We start from the raw sequence: 18,987 nt of genomic DNA, 5'->3' as shown, positions 1-18,987 counted from the left end.
CGCACCCGCTGCGGGCCGAAAGGCGACATGACGGACCGAATGCGTCTGACGGTTTTCTTTTGAATACATAACTGCCTGTTTTATCAGTATTTATTATCGGACGAGCTATTGATGTCAGAGGTTCAGTCGCCAGTACCCGCGGAAAGTAGGCTAACCCGCTTTTCGAACACGATACTGTCACTGCGTGGAGCCAACTATATAGTTGGCGCGCTGGGGCTTTGTGCACTTATTGCCGCGACCACGGTTACGCTGAACAATAATGAGCAGCTGATTGTGGCAGGTGTATGTGTTGTCATCTTTTTTGTGGTCGGGCGGGGCAAAAGCCGGCGTACCCAGGTCTTTCTCGAGGTGCTCTCGGCGCTGGTCTCCCTGCGTTACCTGACATGGCGCCTGACCGAAACGCTCGACTTCAATACATGGATACAGGGCATACTGGGCGTAACCCTGCTCATGGCCGAGCTGTATGCCCTGTATATGCTGTTTCTCAGCTATTTCCAGACAATCCAGCCGCTCCATCGCTCGCCGCTGCCCCTGCCTGACAATGTTGATGACTGGCCGACCGTCGATGTCTTCATTCCGACCTACGACGAGCAGCTGAGCATCGTGCGCCTGACCGTGCTGGGCGCGCTGGGCATCGACTGGCCGCCCGATAAAGTGAATGTCTATATCCTTGATGACGGTGTGCGGCCCGAATTCGAGCAGTTCGCCAAGGAGTGCGGCGCCCTCTATATCGGGCGCGTCGATAGCGCGCACGCCAAGGCGGGTAACCTCAACCACGCCATTAAGCGGACCTCTGGCGATTACATCCTCATCCTGGATTGTGACCATATTCCGACACGCGCGTTCCTGCAGATCGCCATGGGGTGGATGGTTGCCGACCGCAAGATCGCCCTGATGCAGACGCCGCATCACTTCTACTCCCCCGATCCGTTCCAGCGTAACCTGGCCGTGGGCTACCGCACGCCGCCGGAAGGCAACCTGTTCTACGGCGTTATTCAGGATGGTAACGATTTCTGGGATGCCACCTTCTTCTGCGGCTCGTGCGCCATCCTGCGGCGTGAGGCCATTGAATCGATTGGCGGCTTCGCGGTTGAAACCGTGACGGAAGATGCCCATACCGCCCTGCGCATGCAGCGCCGCGGCTGGTCCACCGCCTACCTGCGCATTCCCGTTGCCAGTGGCCTGGCCACCGAGCGACTGACAACCCATATCGGCCAGCGCATGCGCTGGGCGCGCGGCATGATCCAGATCTTCCGCGTGGATAACCCGATGCTCGGGCGGGGCCTGAAGCTTGGGCAGCGGCTGTGCTATCTCTCGGCCATGACGTCGTTCTTCTTTGCCATTCCGCGCGTCATCTTCCTTGCCTCGCCGCTGGCCTTCCTGTTCGCGGGGCAGAACATCATCGCCGCCTCGCCGACGGCCGTGGCGGCCTACGCCATTCCGCACATGTTCCACTCCATCGCGACCGCCGCCAAGGTGAACAAGGGCTGGCGCTATTCGTTCTGGAGTGAAGTGTACGAAACCACCATGGCGCTGTTCCTGGTGCGCGTGACCGTCGTCACCATGCTCTTCCCCTCCAAGGGCAAGTTCAACGTGACGGAAAAAGGCGGCGTGCTGGAGGAAGAAGAGTTCGACCTTGGCGCCACCTACCCCAACATCATCTTTGCAACGATCATGATGGGTGGCCTGCTGGTCGGTCTGTTCGAGATGACCATGCATTACAACCAGCTCGATAGCATCGCGATGCACGCTTATATGCTGAACTGCGTATGGGCGCTGATCAGTCTCATCATCCTGTTTGCCGCCATTGCCGTGGGGCGTGAGACCAAGCAGGTCCGTTACAACCATCGTGTCGAAGCGCATATCCCGGTCACGGTTTATGAAGCACCGGTCGAAGGGCAGCCCAATACCTACCATAATGCGACGCCGGGCATGACGCAGGATGTCTCGATGGGTGGTGTTGCCGTGCATATGCCTTGGCCCGATGTCAACACGGGGCCTGTCAAGACACGTATCCATGCCGTGCTCGATGGCGAGGAGATCGACATCCCCGCCACCATGCTGCGCTGCACGAATGGCAAGGCCGTGTTCACATGGGACAATAACGATCTTGATACGGAACGCGACATTGTCCGCTTCGTGTTCGGACGGGCCGATGCCTGGCTGCAATGGAACAATTACGAGGATGACAAACCGCTACGCAGCCTGTTGAGCCTGCTGCACAGCATTAAGGCGCTGTTCCGCAAAAAAGGCAAAATGATGGCCAATAGCCGCCCAAAAACTAAGCCACTTACACTACCGGTTGAGCGCAGGGAGCCCACAACCATCCAGAGTGGACAGACACAGGAAGGAACGATCAGCCGTGCGGCCTCGTGATATGAAAATGGTGTCCCTGATCGCGCTGCTGGTCTTTGCAACGGGGGCACAGGCTGCACCTGTTGCTTCCAGGGCGCCAGCCCAGCAGCCCGCAGGTTCCGATCTGCCACCTCTCCCTGCGGCGGCCCCGCAGGCTGCAACGCCCGCGCCCGCGAGTACGGACCAGCCTGCCGCCACCCCGCCAGCAGCGGATACGACTGCCGCCAGCGCGGCTGACGCGGTCGTGGACAACGCCGAGAACGCCATTGCCGCATCTGACGTGGCGACGGTGCATACGTATTCCCTCAAGGAACTCGGTGCGCAGAGTGCCCTGAAAATGCAGGGCGCCGCCACGCTGCAGGGCCTGCAGTTCGGCATTCCCGCCGACCAGTTGGTCACGTCGGCGCGGCTTGTCGTGTCCGGTGCCATGTCGCCCAGCCTCCAGCCGGATACCAGCGCGGTCACGATCACGCTGAACGAGCAGTTCATCGGTACGCTGCGCCCGGACCCCACACATCCTACATTTGGGCCGCTCTCGTTCGATATCAACCCCATCTTCTTCATCAGCGGCAACCGGCTGAACTTCAGCTTCGCTTCCAGCTCGAAGGGCTGCACGGACCCCAGCAACGGCCTGCTGTGGGCAAGCGTATCCGAACACTCGGAACTGCAGATCACCACCATACCGCTTCCCCCGCGCCGCCAGCTGTCGCGCCTGCCCCAGCCGTTCTTCGACAAGAACGTAAAGCAGAAGATCGTCATTCCGTTCGTTCTCGCACAGACATTTGATCCCGAAGTGCTGAAGGCGACGGGCATCCTGGCATCCTGGTTCGGCCAGCAGACCGACTTCCGTGGCGTCACCTTCCCGGTCTTCTCCACCATTCCGCAAACGGGCAATGCCGTTGTTGTGGGCGTGGCCGACGAACTGCCTTCCGCCCTCGGGCGCCAGTCGGTCAATGGGCCCACGCTCATGGAGGTGGCCAATCCATCCGACCCCAACGGCACGGTGCTGCTCGTAACGGGGCGTGACCGTGATGAAGTCATCACCGCGAGCAAGGGCATCGGCTTCGGGTCAAGCACCCTGCCCACGGCCAACCGCATGGACGTGGCGCCGATTGATGTCGGGGCCCGCGCTGCGAATGATGCGCCCTCCTTCATTCCCACCAATCGCCCGGTCCGGCTTGGTGAACTGGTGCCGGACAGCGCGCTGCAGGCTGAAGGTTACGCGCCCGGACCGCTGGCGGTGCCGTTCCGCGTCTCGCCTGACCTGTACACATGGCGCGACCGGCCGTTCAAGCTGAACATCCGTTTCCGCGCGCCGCCGGGTCCGATCGTCGATGTGTCGCGCTCGTCGCTCAATGTGGGTATCAACGATACCTATCTCGAGGCCTACCCGCTGCGCGAGCCGGATTCGACACTGGACCAGCTCCTGAGCCGCGTAGGTATCGGCCATCACAACGACAGCGTGCAGCAGCACACCATGCCGATCCCGACCTACCGGGTCTTTGGCCAGAACCAGCTGCTGTTCTATTTCGAGATGGCCGCGATGACAGAGCCGGGCTGCAAACCCGGTCCGAGCACGTTCCATATGGGTGTTGACCCGGATTCGACGATCGATCTGTCCAACGCCTATCACATCACCCAGATGCCCAACCTCGCCTTCATGGCCAGTGCCGGCTATCCGTTCACCACCTATGCCGATCTGTCGCGCTCGGCCGTGGTGCTGCCCGAACACCCCAATGGCATGGTTGTCAGCGCCTATCTCGACCTCATGGGCTTCATGGGGGCGACGACGTGGTATCCGGTGTCCGGCGTGGATGTGGTCTCGAGCGACCATGTAAATGACGTGGCGGACCGGAACCTGATTGTCCTGTCAACGCTGGCCAATAGCGGTGATGTTTCGCAACTGCTGAGCAATTCGTCCTATCAGATTTCTGACGGGCGGCTGCACATGGCCCTGCGCTCGACGCTGAGTGGCGTGTGGAACCTGTTCCAGGATCCCATGTCGGCCATCAGCCATACGGCCCCGACCGAGGTCGAGAGCACGCTCAGCGGTGGCGTGGCCGCGATGGTTGAGGCGGAATCGCCGCTGGCTTCGGGGCGGACCGTGCTTGCGCTGCTTTCAGGCGACGGGCAGGGGCTCAACAACCTTGTGCAGATCCTGGCGCAGCGGAAAAACCAGGCCAAGATCCAGGGGGATCTGGTGCTGGCGCACGGGGATGACCTGACATCCTACCGCAGTTCGCCGCTCTATACGGTTGGCACCGTGCCGCTGCTGCTCAAGCCTGACTGGTATATGCACAACCATCCCAGCCGCGTGATCCTGGTTGGCCTGTTCGGTTGCCTGCTGGTGGTGGCCGTCATGGTGCGCGCCCTGGCCAAGCATGCTCTGCGCCGCCGCAAGGAGTTGCAGGAAGAAAGGCAGAGAACGTGATCATGAACAGGCGATACGCCCTTTCGCTTTCTGGTGCCCTGCTGGCCAGCAGCTGCATGACGGTGCTGGTGGCGGTTCCTGCCGCGCAGGCGCAGCAGGCTTCCACGACCATGACGGCCGCTGCCACGAACACGGCTGCGGCACCACGGCAGATCCTGCTGCAGCAGGCACGCTTCTGGCTCCAGCAGCAGCAATATGACAATGCCCGCCAGGCCCTGCAGAATGCGGAGCGCATCGCCCCCAATTCCCCTGACGTGCTGGAAATGCAGGGTGAATACCAGGCGGCCGTTGGCAACCGCGAGGCCGCAGCCGATACGCTGCGCCGCCTGCAGCAGGTGGCGCCGGGCAGTGCGGCGGCTGGCAACCTGAGTGACCTGCTCAGCGAGCGGGCCATTTCCCAGAGCGACCTGTCACAGATCCGCTCGCTGGCGGGTTCGGGCCAGAACGCGCAGGCGGTGGCGGGGTACCAGAAGCTGTTCCACGGTGGCAAGCCGCCCCGTTCGCTCGCGGTGGAATACTACCAGACCATGGCTGGCGTGCCGAGCCAGTGGGACCAGGCCCGCGCGGGCCTGGCCGGGATCGTTGCATCCAACCCGCAGGATTACCGCGCCCAGCTCGCCTTTGCCCAGACCCTGACCTATAATACCTCGACCCGCATGGAAGGCCTGACACGGCTCAAGGATCTGCAGACCTTCCGCAGTCAGGCGCCGGTCGAGGCCGCCGCCGCGACACAATCCTATCGCCAGACCCTGAGCTGGCTGCCGGTCAACCCCGATACGCAGCCCCTTATGGAGCAGTGGCTTTCCGCCCACCCCAATGATACCGCGCTGCGCGAACATATGCTCCACCCCCCCCCCGGCGGCCCGCCGGACAAGGCGGGGCTCGCGCGCCAGGCCGGTTACCAGCAGCTTAACGCGGGCCGTCTTTCCGCAGCCGAGCAGTCCTTCCAGTCGGCGTTGCAGATCAATTCCCATGATGCTGATTCGCTAGGCGGCATGGGGCTCGTGAGCATGCGGCAGGGTGATACCGCCGAGGCACATCGTTATTTTGAGGAAGCGATGGCCGCCGACCCCAAGACCGCCGATCGCTGGCGCCCCGCGCTGGCGGGCATGGAGGTCAGCGGGGAATATGCCTCCGTTCGCCAGATGATCGCCGCCCATCAGTACACCGAGGCCAAGCAGAAGCTTGCCACGCTGGCCCGCCAGCCCGGGCAGTACACTGGCGCGACCCTGATGCTGGCCGACCTGCAGCGTTCGACCGGCCAGATCGCCGCCGCCGAGCAGGAATATCGTGGCATCCTGTCGCGTGAACCCAATAACCAGCTGGCCCTGATGGGGCTGGCGCGGGTGGACATGGCGCAGGGCAACACGGCGGAGGCACGCCAGCTTCTGTCGCGCGTCAGCCCGCAATATGCCAGCCAGGTGGGGGAAATCGAGGTTTCCGGCCTGATGGCGGCGGCATCACAGACGTCGGATTCGGCGCGCAAGGTTTCCATCCTGCGTGAAGCGATGGCCCAGGCCCCGCGTGACCCGTGGGTGCGCATCAACCTTGCCAATGCGTTGCAGCAGCAGGGCGACGTGGCTGAAGCCGGGCGCGTGATGCAGCCTGTGCTGGCCAATCCCGTTACCGCGCAGGACCGCCAGGCCGGTATTCTCTATACCTATGGCAGTGGCAATGATGCGATGACCCGCCAGCTTCTGGCCGGGCTGTCGCCTGCGGATTATTCCCCCGCGATCCGCTCCATTGCCGAGGAAATGGAAATCAAGCAGGATCTGGCCAGCCGCCTGTCCATGGTGTCCAACCCGGTGCCGCTGATCCGCGAGGCCCTTTCCCAGCCTGATCCGACGGGCGCGCGCGGCGTGGCGGTGGCCGACCTGTTCCGCCAGCGTGGCGACATGGTGCATGCCCGCATGGCGCTGCGCATCGCCTCGACGCGCACCATCGATCTCTCGCCTGACCAGCGCCTGTCCTACGCCACCGAATACATGAAGATCAGCAACCCGGTGGCCGCCGCGCGCCTGCTCGCGCCGCTTGGTGACGGCACGGGTTCGGGTGCGGGCAATGCGTTGCTGCCCGAGCAGATGCAGACGCTGCAGCAACTGCGCATGGGCATCTCGGTCGCGCAGTCTGACCTGCTGAACCAGCGGGGCGATCAGGCGCAGGCCTATGACCATCTTGCGCCCGCCCTGCAGGCCGACCCGGAGGCAACATCACCCAAGCTGGCGCTCGCGCGGCTGTATAACGGCCACGGCAAGCCGGGCAAGGCGCTCGAGATCGACCTTGCGGTGCTGCGCCACAACCCGCAGGATCTGGATGCGCGGCAGGCCGCGGTGCAGGCCGCGGTCAACAGCGACCACAACAGCCTTGCCACCCGTCTCGCCATGGATGGCGTGCAGGAAAGCCCGATGGATGCCCGCGCCTGGCTGGCCATGGCCGTGGCTGACCAGGCTGACGGCCACGGGCAGCGCACCATCGAGGACCTGCGCCGGGCTTATGACCTGCGCCTGCAGCAGGTTGAGGGCACGCGGGCTTCATCCAGTGCGGCCGTAGCGCAGGAAGAGGCGCTGGCGCCCCCGTCGACCAACCCGTTCCGCCCGCGTGGTTATGGCCACCAGACGGAACTCGGCGCGCCTGTAACCGGCGGTTCCTACAGCGCCGAGGCGGCATCGCCCGATACGTCGGACCAGATGCTCTCCTCCATTGCCGGCCAGATCCATACGCTGCGCGAGAACCTTGCCCCCTCCATCGATGGTGGCCTCGGGTTCCGGTCGCGTTCGGGCGAGCATGGCATGGGTCGCCTGACGGAGGCGAACATTCCCATCGTGGGGCGCCTGCCACTGCAGGCCGGTGCTTCCGCCCTGACCTTCTCGATCACGCCAACCATGATCTGGTCGGGCCAGCTCAACACAGGCTCCGTCTATGACGTGCCGCGTTATGGTACGTTCATGGCAACGCAGGCCGCCAACCAGTGCGCGGGCCACAGTTCGTGCGGGGCGCTTGATTTCCTCGGTGCCAACCATACCCAGCGTATTGCGGCGGGTGCAGGCGAGGCCGGATTTGCGCCGGATGTGCAGTTCGGTAATAGCTGGGTGCGTGCCGATGTCGGCGCCTCGCCCATCGGTTTCCCCATCACCAACGTGCTGGGTGGCGTCGAGTTCTCGCCGCGGGTGGGGCCGGTCACGTTCCGCGTCAGCGCCGAGCGGCGGTCGATCACCAACAGCGTGCTGTCTTATGGTGGCCTGCGTGATCCGAACTACAACAGTGAGGTCGGTCGTTACGCGCGCCAGGTCTATGGTCATGAATTGACCAAGCAGTGGGGGAGCGAATGGGGTGGGGTGGTGACCAACCACTTCCACGGTCAGGTCGAGGCGACGCTGGGCAACACCATCCTGTATGGTGGCGGTGGCTACGCGATCCAGACCGGTAAGAACGTGCAGCGCAACAGCGAGCGTGAAGCCGGCATCGGCGCCAACACGCTGGTGTGGCATAACGCCAACATGCTGGTGCGCATCGGCGTGAGCCTGACGTATTTCGGTTATGCCAAGAACGAGGATTTCTATACCTACGGGCAGGGTGGTTACTTCTCGCCGCAATCCTATTACGCGGCGACCGTGCCGATCCGCTACGCGGGCCAGCACAAGCGGTTGGACTGGGATGTGACGGGCAGCGTGGGCTACCAGGTGTTCCATGAGCACTCGGCGCCCTTCTTCCCCACGTCATCGCTGCTGCAGTCCGGCGCCAATTACGTCGCATCGAATTTTGTGCAGAATGCCCTGCCAACGGATTATCTGTCACAGGAAACGGTGAACAGCGCCTATTATCCCGGGGATAGTATTGCTGGTCTTACCGGTGGCTTTAATGCTAGGGTTGGCTATCGCTTTACACGCAATGTTCGTCTTGATCTGTCGGGGCGCTATCAGAAGGCCGGTAACTGGACTGAAAGCGGCGCCATGATTTCCGCACACTATCTTATTATGGACCAGTAATGACAACTTTGAACGCAAAACCGGACTTTTCGCTTTTCCTGCAGGCCCTGTCCTGGGAGATCGATGATCAGGCCGGGATCGAGGTCCGCAATGACCTGTTGCGCGAGGTCGGCCGGGGTATGGCTGGTCGTTTCCAGCCGCCGCTGTGCAACACCATCCACCAGCTTCAGATCGAGCTGAACGCCCTGCTGGCCATGATCAACTGGGGCTACGTGAAGCTGGACCTGCTGGCCGAAGAGCAGGCCATGCGCATCGTGCATGAAGACCTGCCGCAGGTGGGCAGCGCGGGCGAGCCCGCCGGCACATGGCTCGCGCCGGTGCTGGAAGGGCTTTATGGCCGCTGGATCACGTCGCAGCCCGGCGCATTCGGTGACTATGTCGTGACGCGCGATATCGATGCGGAAGACCTGAACTCGGTCCCGGCGCAGACGGTGATCCTGTACATGCGCACCCGCAGCGCCGCGACCTGATTCTGGTCAGCCGCGCCATGTGCGTCAAAACCCTGCCTACAGGCGAGTCCGTGCCCTGTAGGCAGGGTTTTTTTGCGTACACGGCCCCCATTCTTTGCCCTGTTTTTGCGCTAGATCATGCGGCGCGGGGGCCGGGTGCTTCACAAACGGGTTGAGGAGATGGCGGCCGCGCCGTCACTGTCCAGCCCCTGAAGGAGGAGCCTGCCACATGAGACTGTCCCGCAAGATATTCCTGTTATCCGCCGTGGCGTGTGGCATGGCGGTGGCCCAGGCGCCCGCTTTCGCGCGGCATGCGCATGATGGCGGGGGCGACCCGGCCGATGCCCGGGCGCGGCAGGTGCTCGCCTCCATGAGCCTTGAGGACAAGATGTCCCTGCTGTTCAGTGTTGATGGCGGTGGCTTCAATGGCAGCGTGGCCCCTCCCGGCGGCCTGGGCTCGGCGGCGTACCTGCGCGCGCCCAAGGGTTCGGGCCTGCCTGACCTGCAGATTTCCGATGCGGGGCTTGGCGTGCGCAACCCGGCGCATATCCGCAAGGACGGGGCGGCGGTCTCCCTGCCGTCGGGCCTGTCCACGGCCAGCACGTGGGATATGGACATGGCGCGGCAGGCCGGTGTCATGATCGGGCGCGAGGCGTGGCAGAGTGGCTTCAACATCCTGCTCGGGGGTGGCGCGGATCTGACGCGCGACCCGCGCGGCGGCCGCAACTTTGAATATGCGGGCGAGGACCCGCTCCAGACCGGGCGCATGGTGGGCAGCACCATTGCGGGCGTGCAGTCGCAGCATGTGATTTCCACGCTCAAGCATTATGCGATGAACGATCTTGAAACCTCACGCATGACCATGAGCGCCGATATCGACCCCGTGGCCATGCGCGAGAGCGACCTGCTGGGATTCGAGATCGCCCTTGAAACCGGGCATCCCGGTTCGGTCATGTGCTCGTACAACCGCGTCAATGACCTGTATGCCTGTGAAAACCCCTACCTGCTGACCACGACGCTGAAGCAGGACTGGCACTATCCCGGTTTTGTCATGTCCGACTGGGGGGCCACGCATTCCTCCGCCCGTGCGGCGCTGGCGGGGCTGGACCAGGAATCGGCAGGCGACCATGCCGATGCCCGCCCCTATTTCCGCGCCCTGCTTGAGGCCGATGTAAAGGCGGGCCGCGTGCCGCAGGCCCGCATCAACGACATGGCGGAGCGCATTGTCCGCTCGCTGTTCGCGGTGGGGCTGGTGGACCATCAGCCGCAGCGCAGCGCGCTTGATGTCGTGACCGATACCCTTGTGGCCCAGAAGGATGAGGAAGAAGGCGCGGTCCTGCTGCGCAACCAGGGCCACATCCTGCCGCTTTCGCCCACCGCGCGCATTGCCGTTATTGGCGGGCATGCCGATGTGGGCGTGATTTCAGGCGGCGGGTCCAGCCAGGTCGATCCGATCGGGGGCGAGGTGGTGAAGGGGCCGGGCAAGAAGGAATGGCCGGGCGATCCGGTCTATTTCCCGTCCTCGCCGCTCAAGGCCATGAAGGCCGAGGCACCGCAGGCCCGCATCACCTATGATTCCGGCACCAATATCGCCTCTGCCGTGCGGGCGGCACACGCGGCCGACGTGGTGGTGGTGTATGCCACGCAGTTCACGTTCGAGGGGATGGACGCGCCGAGCATGCATCTTGATGGCAATGCCGATGCGTTGATTACCGCCGTCGCCGCCGCCAACCCGCGCACGGTCGTGGTGATGGAAACCGGCGACCCGGTGCTGATGCCGTGGAACAACAGCGTGGCGGGCGTGCTTGAGGCATGGTTCCCCGGTTCTGGCGGTGGTCCGGCCATTGCGCGGCTGCTGTTTGGCAAGGTTGCGCCCTCGGGTCACCTGACCATGACCTTCCCGCAGGCGGAATCGCAACTTGCCCACCCCGATATCGCGGGTGTGACGGCGGATAACGTGTTCGAGATGCAGTTCCACACCGATCAGGAACTGGTTTACGATGAAGGCAGCGATGTCGGTTACCGCTGGTTCGACCGCAACCATTTCAAGCCGCTTTACCCGTTCGGCTATGGCCTGACCTACACCACGTTCAGCACCGATGGGCTGAAGCTGGCCGAACGCCATGGGCAGGTGACGGCCACATTCAACGTGCATAACACCGGCACGCAGCCGGGCGTGGATGTGCCGCAGGTCTATGTCGGCCTGCCCGATGGGGGCGCGCGCCGCCTGGCGGGGTGGCAGCGTGTCAGCCTGGCGCCGGGCGAGAGCCGCCAGGTTTCGGTGCAGCTTGACCCGCGCCTGCTGGCGCATTTCGATGGCCGGCATAACCGGTGGAGCGTGCCCTCGGGCACCTTCCGCGTCTGGCTTGCATCATGCGCCACCGATGACAGCCAGCAGGCCACCATGCACCTGCATGGCCGGACCATGGCGCCCTGAGGCGGCACATGAGGAGAAGGGCGCCGCTTGGGGCAGCGATCATGGTGGCTGGCCTGTTGCCTGCCTGCCCCGTGCAGGCGGCCAGCCCCGCATGGCCCGATACGCCTGCTAACCGCGCGCGCCTGATGATGAGCGTGCAGGAGCTGGAAATCACCCTGCTCACCCACCCCAGCGCAACGTTGGCGCTCGAGGACTGGTGCGCAGTCCACCATATGGCCGAACACCCCGTGGTGGTGGCACAGAAGGCAGACCTGCCGCAGCCCGACCCCGTGCCCGCGCGGGTGCGGGCCGATCTGGGCGTGAGTGCCACGCAGCCCGTGCGGCACCGGCAGGTCAGGCTGGCCTGTGGCCCGTATGTGCTTTCGGTCGCGGATAACTGGTATGTGCCCGGTCTGCTGACGCCGCAGATGAACGCCACGCTGGAGGGGACGGATACCTCCTTCGGCCATGTGGTGGCGCCGCTGGATTTTACCCGCGAGCGGCTGGAATTTACGCGGCTGTGGTCCCCCTGGCCGGGACCGGCTGCGGGGCAGGCCATGGCGATGATCGTGGCCCCGGCTGAAATCGTGCGCCAGCGCGCGGTGCTGCGCGACGGGCAGGGGCATGCCTTTAGTGAGGTGGTGGAAACCTATACCGACCAGACCCTCGCCTTTCCGTCTCGGGATCAGGGAAGCCCCGATCCCTGAAGAGGTTTCTGGCGAAGCTTTTTTTTAAAAGCTTCGAAGAAATCAGCCTTTTTGAAAAAGGGCGGCACCCGAAGACTTTCATTCATTCTTTCCCTGCCGTTTGCAGACCGGCGGCAGGAAGGCTACGCCAGCGCATGCGACCCTGACCGGAGCCCGAACCCCATGACAGATTTGCGCGACCCCAACACGCCAGCCGAGACCGTGCGGCAGGTACTGGGCCTGCACCCCCACCCCGAAGGCGGCAGCTACCGCGAAATATGGCGCAGTACGCCAGCCGATGGCCCGCGCGGCGCGGTCTCGACCATCAGTTTCCTGCTGGCGGCGGGCGAGCGCTCGCACTGGCACCGCGTTGATGCGGCCGAGATCTGGTGCTGGCAGGGCGGCAGCCCGCTCGTCCTTGAAATTGCCGCAGGGCAGGGGGCTCCGATCGAGCGGATCGTGCTTGGCCCGCTGGCCACGCAGGGGCAGGTGCTACAGGCGGTGGTGCCGCCGGGGGCATGGCAGGCAGCCCGGAGCGAGGGGGGCTGGAGCCTGATGGGCTGCCAGGTGGCGCCCGCCTTTGTTTTCAGCCAGTTTGAACTGGCCCCGCCCGGCTGGACGCCACAAGGAGAAAACGCATGACACCCCCGCAATGGCTCATCTGGGCGCGCGACCTGCAGGCACTGGCCCAGAGTGGCCTGACCTATGCCGAAAGCCCGTTCGACCGGGAACGCTATGAAAGCATAAGGCAGATCGCAGCCGACATGATGGCCGCGGGCAGCCATGCCGACATGGCGCGCGTGCTCGACCTGTTCAGCGATCAGGACGGCTATGCCACGCCAAAGCTGGTGGTGCGCGCCGCCGTGTTCGATGCGCAGGGCCGGATACTGCTGGTGCGCGAGGTGCTGGACCATGACCGCTGGACCCTGCCTGGCGGCTGGGCGGATGTGAACCTGACCCCGGTGGAAAACACGGTAAAGGAAGTGCGCGAGGAAAGCGGCTTTAGCGTGCGCGTGACCAAGCTCGCCGCCGTGTGGGACCGCGACCGGCAGGGCCACCCGCCGGGACCGTTTTCATGCTGCACGCTCTATTTCATCTGCGAACTGACCGGCGGCAGTGCCAAGACCAGTATCGAGACATCGGAGATCGGCTGGTTTGCTGCAGACCACCTGCCCACCGACCTCTCGCTTGGCCGCGTGCTGCCCGGCCAGTTGGCCCGCATGTTCGAACACGCCGCCAACCCCGACCTGCCCACGGATTTTGACTGAAACCTTAAAAAACAATGACTTGATAAAGTAGTAAAAGTTTTTGGGTGCCGCCTTTTTTCAAAAAGGCGGCGTCGCAGCGTTCACGCAACCCACAGGCCGCCCATTGAAAAACCAGCCGGGATTTCCATATCCAATACAAATTGTAACCCGACGACATTGCAACAGACAGACTGGATAAGCCATGACGGAACAGACCACCACGACCCCGCCCGAAGCCACGGGCGAACAGCATGAATTCAGCGCCGAGGTCGGCCGCCTGCTCGACCTTGTGGTGCATGCGCTCTATTCCGAGCGTGAAATCTTCCTGCGTGAACTCGTCGCCAACGCGGCGGATGCGACAGACAAGCGTCGCTTCGAGGCGCTGACCGATGGCGCGCGCGCCCTGCCTGAAGATGCCAAGATCCGCATCAACCCCGACAAGGATGCCCGCCTGCTGACCATCAGCGATGATGGCGCGGGCATGAGCAAGGAAGAGCTTGCCCGCAACCTCGGCACCATCGCCCGCTCCGGCACCCGTGCCTTTGGCGAGGAACTGGCCAACGCCAAGCCCGAGGACAAGCCGAGCCTGATCGGCCAGTTCGGCGTGGGCTTCTATGCCGCCTTCATGGTGGCGGACAGGGTGGACGTGATCTCGCGCCGCGCTGGCAGTGACGAGGCCTGGTGCTGGTCCTCCACCGGCAAGGGCAACTACACCATCAGCCCCGCCACGCGTGAGAAGGCAGGCACCGACATCATCCTGCACATCAAGGAAGACGCGAACGACTTCCTCGATTCGTGGCAGCTTGAAACCATCGTGCGGAAATGGGCCGACCACATCTCGTGGCCGATCACCATCGTCAAGGACGATGGCGAGGAAACCTCGGCCAACAAGGGCACCGCCCTGTGGCGCAAGCCGCGTGGCGAGATTGATGAAGAACAGCTCAACGAGTTCTACCGCCATGTGAGCCACAACTTCGACACGCCCTGGGCCACGCTGCACTGGCATGCCGAAGGCACGATGGAGTTCTCGGCCCTGCTGTTCATTCCCGGCAGCAAGCCGTTCGAGTTTGCCGAGCCGGTGCGCGAGAGCCAGATCCGCCTGCATGTGCGCCGCATGTTCATTACCGATGACGCGGGCCTGCTGCCGCCATGGCTGCGGTTCGTGACCGGTGTGGTCGATACCGAGGATCTGCCGCTCAACGTCTCGCGCGAGATGCTGCAGGCCACCCCGGTGCTCGCCCGCATCCGCAAGGCCGTGACCAACCGCGTGATCTCGGAACTCAAGACCCGCAGCAAGGACGAGGCGGATTTCGAGAAATTCTGGGACAATTTCGGCCCCACCTTCAAGGAAGGCATCTGGGACGACGCAACCCACCGCACGGAACTTGCCGCCATCGCCCGCTTCCGTTCCAGCACGCAGGAAGGCTGGACCACGCTCGATGCCTATCTCGAGCGCAAGAAGCCCGAGCAGGAAGCCATTTACTACCTGACCGGCGACCGCACGGAAATGCTGCCCTCCTCGCCGCAGCTCGAGGGTTTCCGCGCGCGTGGCATCGAGGTGCTGCTGCTGTCCGACCCGGTGGACTCCTTCTGGCCCGAGCGGCTGGGCGTGTACAAGGACGTGCCCATCCGCAATATCAGCCAGTTCCACACCGATCTGGAAAAGTTCGGCGCGCCGGAGGAAACGCAGGCTGAAAAGGATGCGCTGGCAGTCGTGATCCCCGCACTGAAGGAAGCGCTTGGCGATGCGGTGTCCGACGTGAAGGGCACCAATCGCCTCGTCAACAGCGCCGTGGTGCTGGCCGCCCCCGAATCCGGGCCGGACCTGCAGATGATCCGGCTGATGAAGCGCAGCGGCCAGCAGGTGCCCGACACGGCGCCGGTGCTGCAGGTCAACCCGGCCCATCCGCTCATCGCCGATCTCGCCACCCGCGTGAAGAATGGCGACCCGGTGCAGGATATTGCGCTGACGCTGATGGACATGGCCCGGATCCAGGATGGTGAAAGCCCGAAGGACCCCACCGGCTTCGCCCAGCGCCTGACCACGATCCTCACGCGCCTGCCGCTGACGGACGGCCCGCAGGGCTGATCAGCCCTGCGCTGAAGGGTATGCTCCCAACGTCCCGCCATGCGTTGTGCATGGCGGGATGTTTTTTTTCAGGCTTCAGCCGGGCCGGGCGCAGGGGCTTTTCATGTTCCGGTGTAGCCCTGCGGGCTGACTGCCTGTATGATCCCGCCCATGCGGGAACGGTTTACGCTGCCTTATGGCAGAAAAACCGCAACGGCAGCTTTATTCAAAGTATTCAGGCGGCAGGGCCTTGAACGCGGTCCGGCCGGATGCTTCCCTACACGCCCTTTTGTGTGTTCCGGTTTTTGGATGGCGGCAAATCTTATATGAAAATTGATAACGTCTCTTATCGCAGTGTCTGGGTGGATGCCGATGATGGCTGGTCGGTCCATATCTTTGACCAGACCCGTCTGCCCTGGTCGCTCGATATCCTGCGCCTGACCGGGCGCGATCAGGTGGCGCACGCCATCCGCACCATGCAGGTGCGTGGCGCGCCGCTGATCGGTGCGGTCGCGGCCTACGGGCTGGCGCTTGCCCTGCGCCATGACAGCAGTGATGCCGCCATGGAACGTGACGCAGCACTGCTTGCCGCCACCCGCCCCACGGCAGTCAACCTGGCCTGGGCCATCAGGCGCATGCTCACCCGCCTGCGCACCACGCCCCAGGCCGACCGCGTGGCCGCCGCCTATGACGAGGCCGGGCGCATCTGCGATGAAGACGTGATCCAGAACGAGGCCATCGGCCGGCAGGGGCTGGAACTGATCGGGGAGATCGCTGCCCGCCGCCCCGGCCCGGTCAATATACTCACCCACTGCAACGCGGGCTGGATCGCCACCGTGGACTGGGGCACGGCGCTTGCGCCCATCTACATGGCGCATGACCGTGGCATTGACGTGCATGTGTGGGTGGATGAAACCCGCCCGCGCAACCAGGGCGCCTCGCTCACCGCATGGGAACTGGGCAGCCATGGGGTGAAGCACACCGTCATTGCCGATAACGCCGGTGGCCACCTGATGCAGCATGGGCAGGTCGACCTCGTGATCGTGGGCACCGACCGCGTGACCCGCACGGGCGATGTGGCCAACAAGATCGGCACCTACCTCAAGGCACTGGCGGCGCGTGACAATAACGTGCCCTTCTGGGTGGCGCTGCCGTCGACCACCATCGACTGGACCATCAGTGACGGGGTCAGCGAAATCCCGATCGAGGAGCGTGACGGCCGCGAAGTCACCCATATCCAGGGCCGGGATGCGGAAGGCCGCGTGACAGGCGTGCAGCTTGTGCCCGATGGCAGCCCGGCCGCCAACCCGGCCTTTGACGTCACCCCCGCGCGCCTCGTGACCGGCCTGATCACCGAGCGCGGGCGCTGCCCGGCCACGGCGGACGGGCTGTGCGATCTCTTCCCCGAATACGTGTGAGCACGGCCCCGCAGGCCGGGGCTGCTCACCTATGACCTTGACAGGCGCGGGCGGGATTGGCTTTGTCGCGCCTGCAACCGGGTGCGGCCCCTTGTGGCCATGCCCCCCAAATCTGGTAGAATCAGGACAAGAGCATGCATCCCTATCGTACCCATAGCTGCGCGGCCCTGCGGGCTGCCGATGCCGGGCAGACGGCCCGCCTTTCCGGATGGGTACACTCCAAGCGCGATCATGGCGGCCTGCTGTTCATTGACCTGCGCGACCATTTCGGCATGACGCAGATCGTGATCCCCGCAGGCTCCCCCGTGCTGGAAACCGCCGAGCGCGTGCGCGTGGAAAGCGTGCTGACCGTGACGGGTGACGTGGTGCTGCGCGATGGCGCCACCAAGAACCCCAACCTGCCCACCGGCGAGATCGAACTGCGCGCGCGCGAGATCGTGGTCCAGTCCAGCGCCGACGTGCTGCCGCTGCAGGTGGCGGGCAACGAGCACTACCCCGAAGACCTGCGCCTGACCTACCGCTACATCGACCTGCGGCGCGAGAAGGTGCACCGCAACATCATGCTGCGCGCGCAGGTGATCGCGAGCCTGCGCAAGCGCATGACCGACCTCGGCTTTGTCGAATTCCAGACCCCGATCCTGACCGCGTCATCACCCGAGGGCGCGCGTGACTTCCTCGTGCCCGCGCGCATGCATCCGGGCAAGTTCTACGCCCTGCCGCAGGCCCCTCAGCAGTTCAAGCAGCTGGCCATGGTGGCGGGGTTTGACCGCTATTTCCAGATCGCACCCTGCTTCCGTGATGAAGCGGCGCGCGCCGACCGCTCGCCCGGTGAGTTCTACCAGCTTGATTTCGAGATGGCGTTCGCCACACAGGAAGACGTGTTCGCGACCCTCGAGCCGGTGATGGAAGGCGTGTTCCGTGAGTTCGGCGGTGGCCGCATCGTCAGCGAAGGGCCGTTCGAGCGCATTCCCTACGCCACGGCCATGGACGTCTATGGCAGCGACAAGCCCGACCTGCGCAACCCGCTCAAACTCTCGGACGTGACCGAGGCGTTTGCCGGTTCCGGCTTTGGCCTGTTTGCCCGTATTGCCGCCGATGGTGGCCAGGTCCGTGCCATTCCCGCCCCCGGTGCGGGTGACCGCCCGCGTGCGTTCTTTGACAAGCTCAACAACTGGGCGCGTGAATCGGGTGCTGGCGGGCTGGGCTACATCATCTTCGCGGAAGAAGGCGGCAAGGGGCCGATCGCCAAGAACCTCGAGGCCGAGCGTATCGAGGCCATCCGCGCCAAGACCGGGCTGAAGGCAGGCGATGCCGTGTTCTTCGTAGCGGGCAAGGGCGATGAGATGGTCAAGTTCTCGGGGGCCGTGCGCACCCGCGTTGCGACCGAACTCGACCTGATCGAGCAGAACGCCTTCCGCTTCTGCTGGATCACGGACTTCCCGATGTACGAGCGCAATGAGGAAACGGGCGAGATCGACTTCTCGCACAACCCGTTCTCCATGCCGCAGGGGGGCATGGACGCGCTCCAGAATCAGGACCCGCTGACCATCAAGGCCTATCAGTACGATATCGTATGCAACGGCATCGAACTCTCATCGGGCGCGATCCGGAACCACCAGCCCGATGTGATGATCCGCGCCTTCGAGATCGCGGGCTATCCGGCCAGCGAGGTCGAGGCCCGCTTTGGCGGCATGCTCAACGCTTTCCGCTACGGCGCGCCGCCGCATGGTGGCTCGGCGCCGGGCGTGGATCGCATCGTGATGCTGCTTGCCGATGAGCCGAACATCCGCGAGGTGATCCTGTTCCCGCTCAACCAGCAGGGCGAGGACCTGATGATGGGGGCCCCCGCCCCGGTCGAGCCGCAGCGGCTCAAGGAACTCTCGCTCGCGCTTGACCTGCCGCGCCCCAAGCCCGGCCAGAAGAAGGACTGA

General features: G+C 64.1%; 11 protein-coding genes. All 11 read left to right on the top strand.

What is annotated here, in order from left to right; genetic code table 11:
* Window positions 1-111 precede the first annotated feature (111 nt).
* Entirely contained in the window at window positions 112-2,376 is a 2,265-nt protein-coding gene (bcsA, locus tag HNW77_RS05565; RefSeq protein WP_172155943.1) for a UDP-forming cellulose synthase catalytic subunit, read from the top strand.
* Window positions 2,363-4,786, top strand: a complete 2,424-nt coding sequence (locus HNW77_RS05560; RefSeq protein ID WP_276592070.1) for a cellulose biosynthesis cyclic di-GMP-binding regulatory protein BcsB — start codon at window positions 2,363-2,365, stop codon at window positions 4,784-4,786. The genes bcsA and HNW77_RS05560 overlap by 14 nt, the downstream gene beginning before the upstream one ends.
* Before the next feature lie 2 nt (window positions 4,787-4,788).
* On the top strand, window positions 4,789-8,772 hold the full coding sequence (locus tag HNW77_RS05555; protein WP_172155941.1) for a cellulose synthase subunit BcsC-related outer membrane protein: 3,984 nt from the start codon (window positions 4,789-4,791) through the stop codon (window positions 8,770-8,772).
* Entirely contained in the window at window positions 8,772-9,242 is a 471-nt protein-coding gene (bcsD, locus tag HNW77_RS05550; protein WP_061271618.1) for a cellulose biosynthesis protein BcsD, read from the top strand. The genes HNW77_RS05555 and bcsD overlap by 1 nt, the downstream gene beginning before the upstream one ends.
* Before the next feature lie 208 nt (window positions 9,243-9,450).
* Window positions 9,451-11,658: a beta-glucosidase family protein gene (locus tag HNW77_RS05545; RefSeq protein ID WP_172155939.1), complete on the top strand. Its 2,208-nt coding sequence runs from the start codon at window positions 9,451-9,453 to the stop codon at window positions 11,656-11,658.
* An 8-nt stretch (window positions 11,659-11,666) separates the two neighbouring features.
* Entirely contained in the window at window positions 11,667-12,344 is a 678-nt protein-coding gene (locus tag HNW77_RS05540) for a hypothetical protein (protein ID WP_172155937.1), read from the top strand.
* A 162-nt stretch (window positions 12,345-12,506) separates the two neighbouring features.
* Window positions 12,507-12,965 carry a cupin domain-containing protein gene (locus tag HNW77_RS05535; protein ID WP_172155935.1) on the top strand — a complete coding sequence of 153 codons (459 nt, stop codon included), beginning with the start codon at window positions 12,507-12,509 and terminating at the stop codon, window positions 12,963-12,965.
* Window positions 12,962-13,591, top strand: coding sequence for an NUDIX hydrolase (locus tag HNW77_RS05530; RefSeq protein WP_172155933.1), 630 nt, complete (start codon window positions 12,962-12,964; stop codon window positions 13,589-13,591). The genes HNW77_RS05535 and HNW77_RS05530 overlap by 4 nt, the downstream gene beginning before the upstream one ends.
* Window positions 13,592-13,772: 181 nt before the next feature.
* The gene (gene htpG, locus HNW77_RS05525) at window positions 13,773-15,659 is read left to right on the top strand and encodes a molecular chaperone HtpG (protein ID WP_172155931.1); all 1,887 of its coding nucleotides are present in this window, start codon (window positions 13,773-13,775) and stop codon (window positions 15,657-15,659) included.
* A 305-nt stretch (window positions 15,660-15,964) separates the two neighbouring features.
* On the top strand, window positions 15,965-17,056 hold the full coding sequence (mtnA, locus tag HNW77_RS05520) for an S-methyl-5-thioribose-1-phosphate isomerase (RefSeq protein ID WP_172155929.1): 1,092 nt from the start codon (window positions 15,965-15,967) through the stop codon (window positions 17,054-17,056).
* Window positions 17,057-17,190: 134 nt separating this feature from the next.
* The gene (gene aspS / locus HNW77_RS05515) at window positions 17,191-18,987 is read left to right on the top strand and encodes an aspartate--tRNA ligase (protein ID WP_172155927.1); all 1,797 of its coding nucleotides are present in this window, start codon (window positions 17,191-17,193) and stop codon (window positions 18,985-18,987) included.

This window comes from Komagataeibacter melomenusus, assembly GCF_013155395.1.
GTDB lineage: Bacteria > Pseudomonadota > Alphaproteobacteria > Acetobacterales > Acetobacteraceae > Komagataeibacter > Komagataeibacter melomenusus.
Note: the sequence above shows the minus strand (reverse complement) of the source record. Positions and strands in the feature narration are given on the sequence as shown.

What these genes read in the sequence shown, in the direction of transcription:
- HNW77_RS05540 (WP_172155937.1), top strand. Translation starts at nt 11,667, where the DNA reads ATGAGGAGAAGGGCGCCGCTTGGGGCAGCGATCATGGTGGCTGGCCTG.
- bcsA (WP_172155943.1), top strand. Translation starts at nt 112, where the DNA reads ATGTCAGAGGTTCAGTCGCCAGTACCCGCGGAAAGTAGGCTAACCCGC.
- HNW77_RS05530 (WP_172155933.1), top strand. Translation starts at nt 12,962, where the DNA reads ATGACACCCCCGCAATGGCTCATCTGGGCGCGCGACCTGCAGGCACTG.
- HNW77_RS05535 (WP_172155935.1), top strand. Translation starts at nt 12,507, where the DNA reads ATGACAGATTTGCGCGACCCCAACACGCCAGCCGAGACCGTGCGGCAG.
- htpG (WP_172155931.1), top strand. Translation starts at nt 13,773, where the DNA reads ATGACGGAACAGACCACCACGACCCCGCCCGAAGCCACGGGCGAACAG.
- HNW77_RS05555 (WP_172155941.1), top strand. Translation starts at nt 4,789, where the DNA reads ATGAACAGGCGATACGCCCTTTCGCTTTCTGGTGCCCTGCTGGCCAGC.
- aspS (WP_172155927.1), top strand. Translation starts at nt 17,191, where the DNA reads ATGCATCCCTATCGTACCCATAGCTGCGCGGCCCTGCGGGCTGCCGAT.
- HNW77_RS05545 (WP_172155939.1), top strand. Translation starts at nt 9,451, where the DNA reads ATGAGACTGTCCCGCAAGATATTCCTGTTATCCGCCGTGGCGTGTGGC.
- mtnA (WP_172155929.1), top strand. Translation starts at nt 15,965, where the DNA reads ATGAAAATTGATAACGTCTCTTATCGCAGTGTCTGGGTGGATGCCGAT.
- bcsD (WP_061271618.1), top strand. Translation starts at nt 8,772, where the DNA reads ATGACAACTTTGAACGCAAAACCGGACTTTTCGCTTTTCCTGCAGGCC.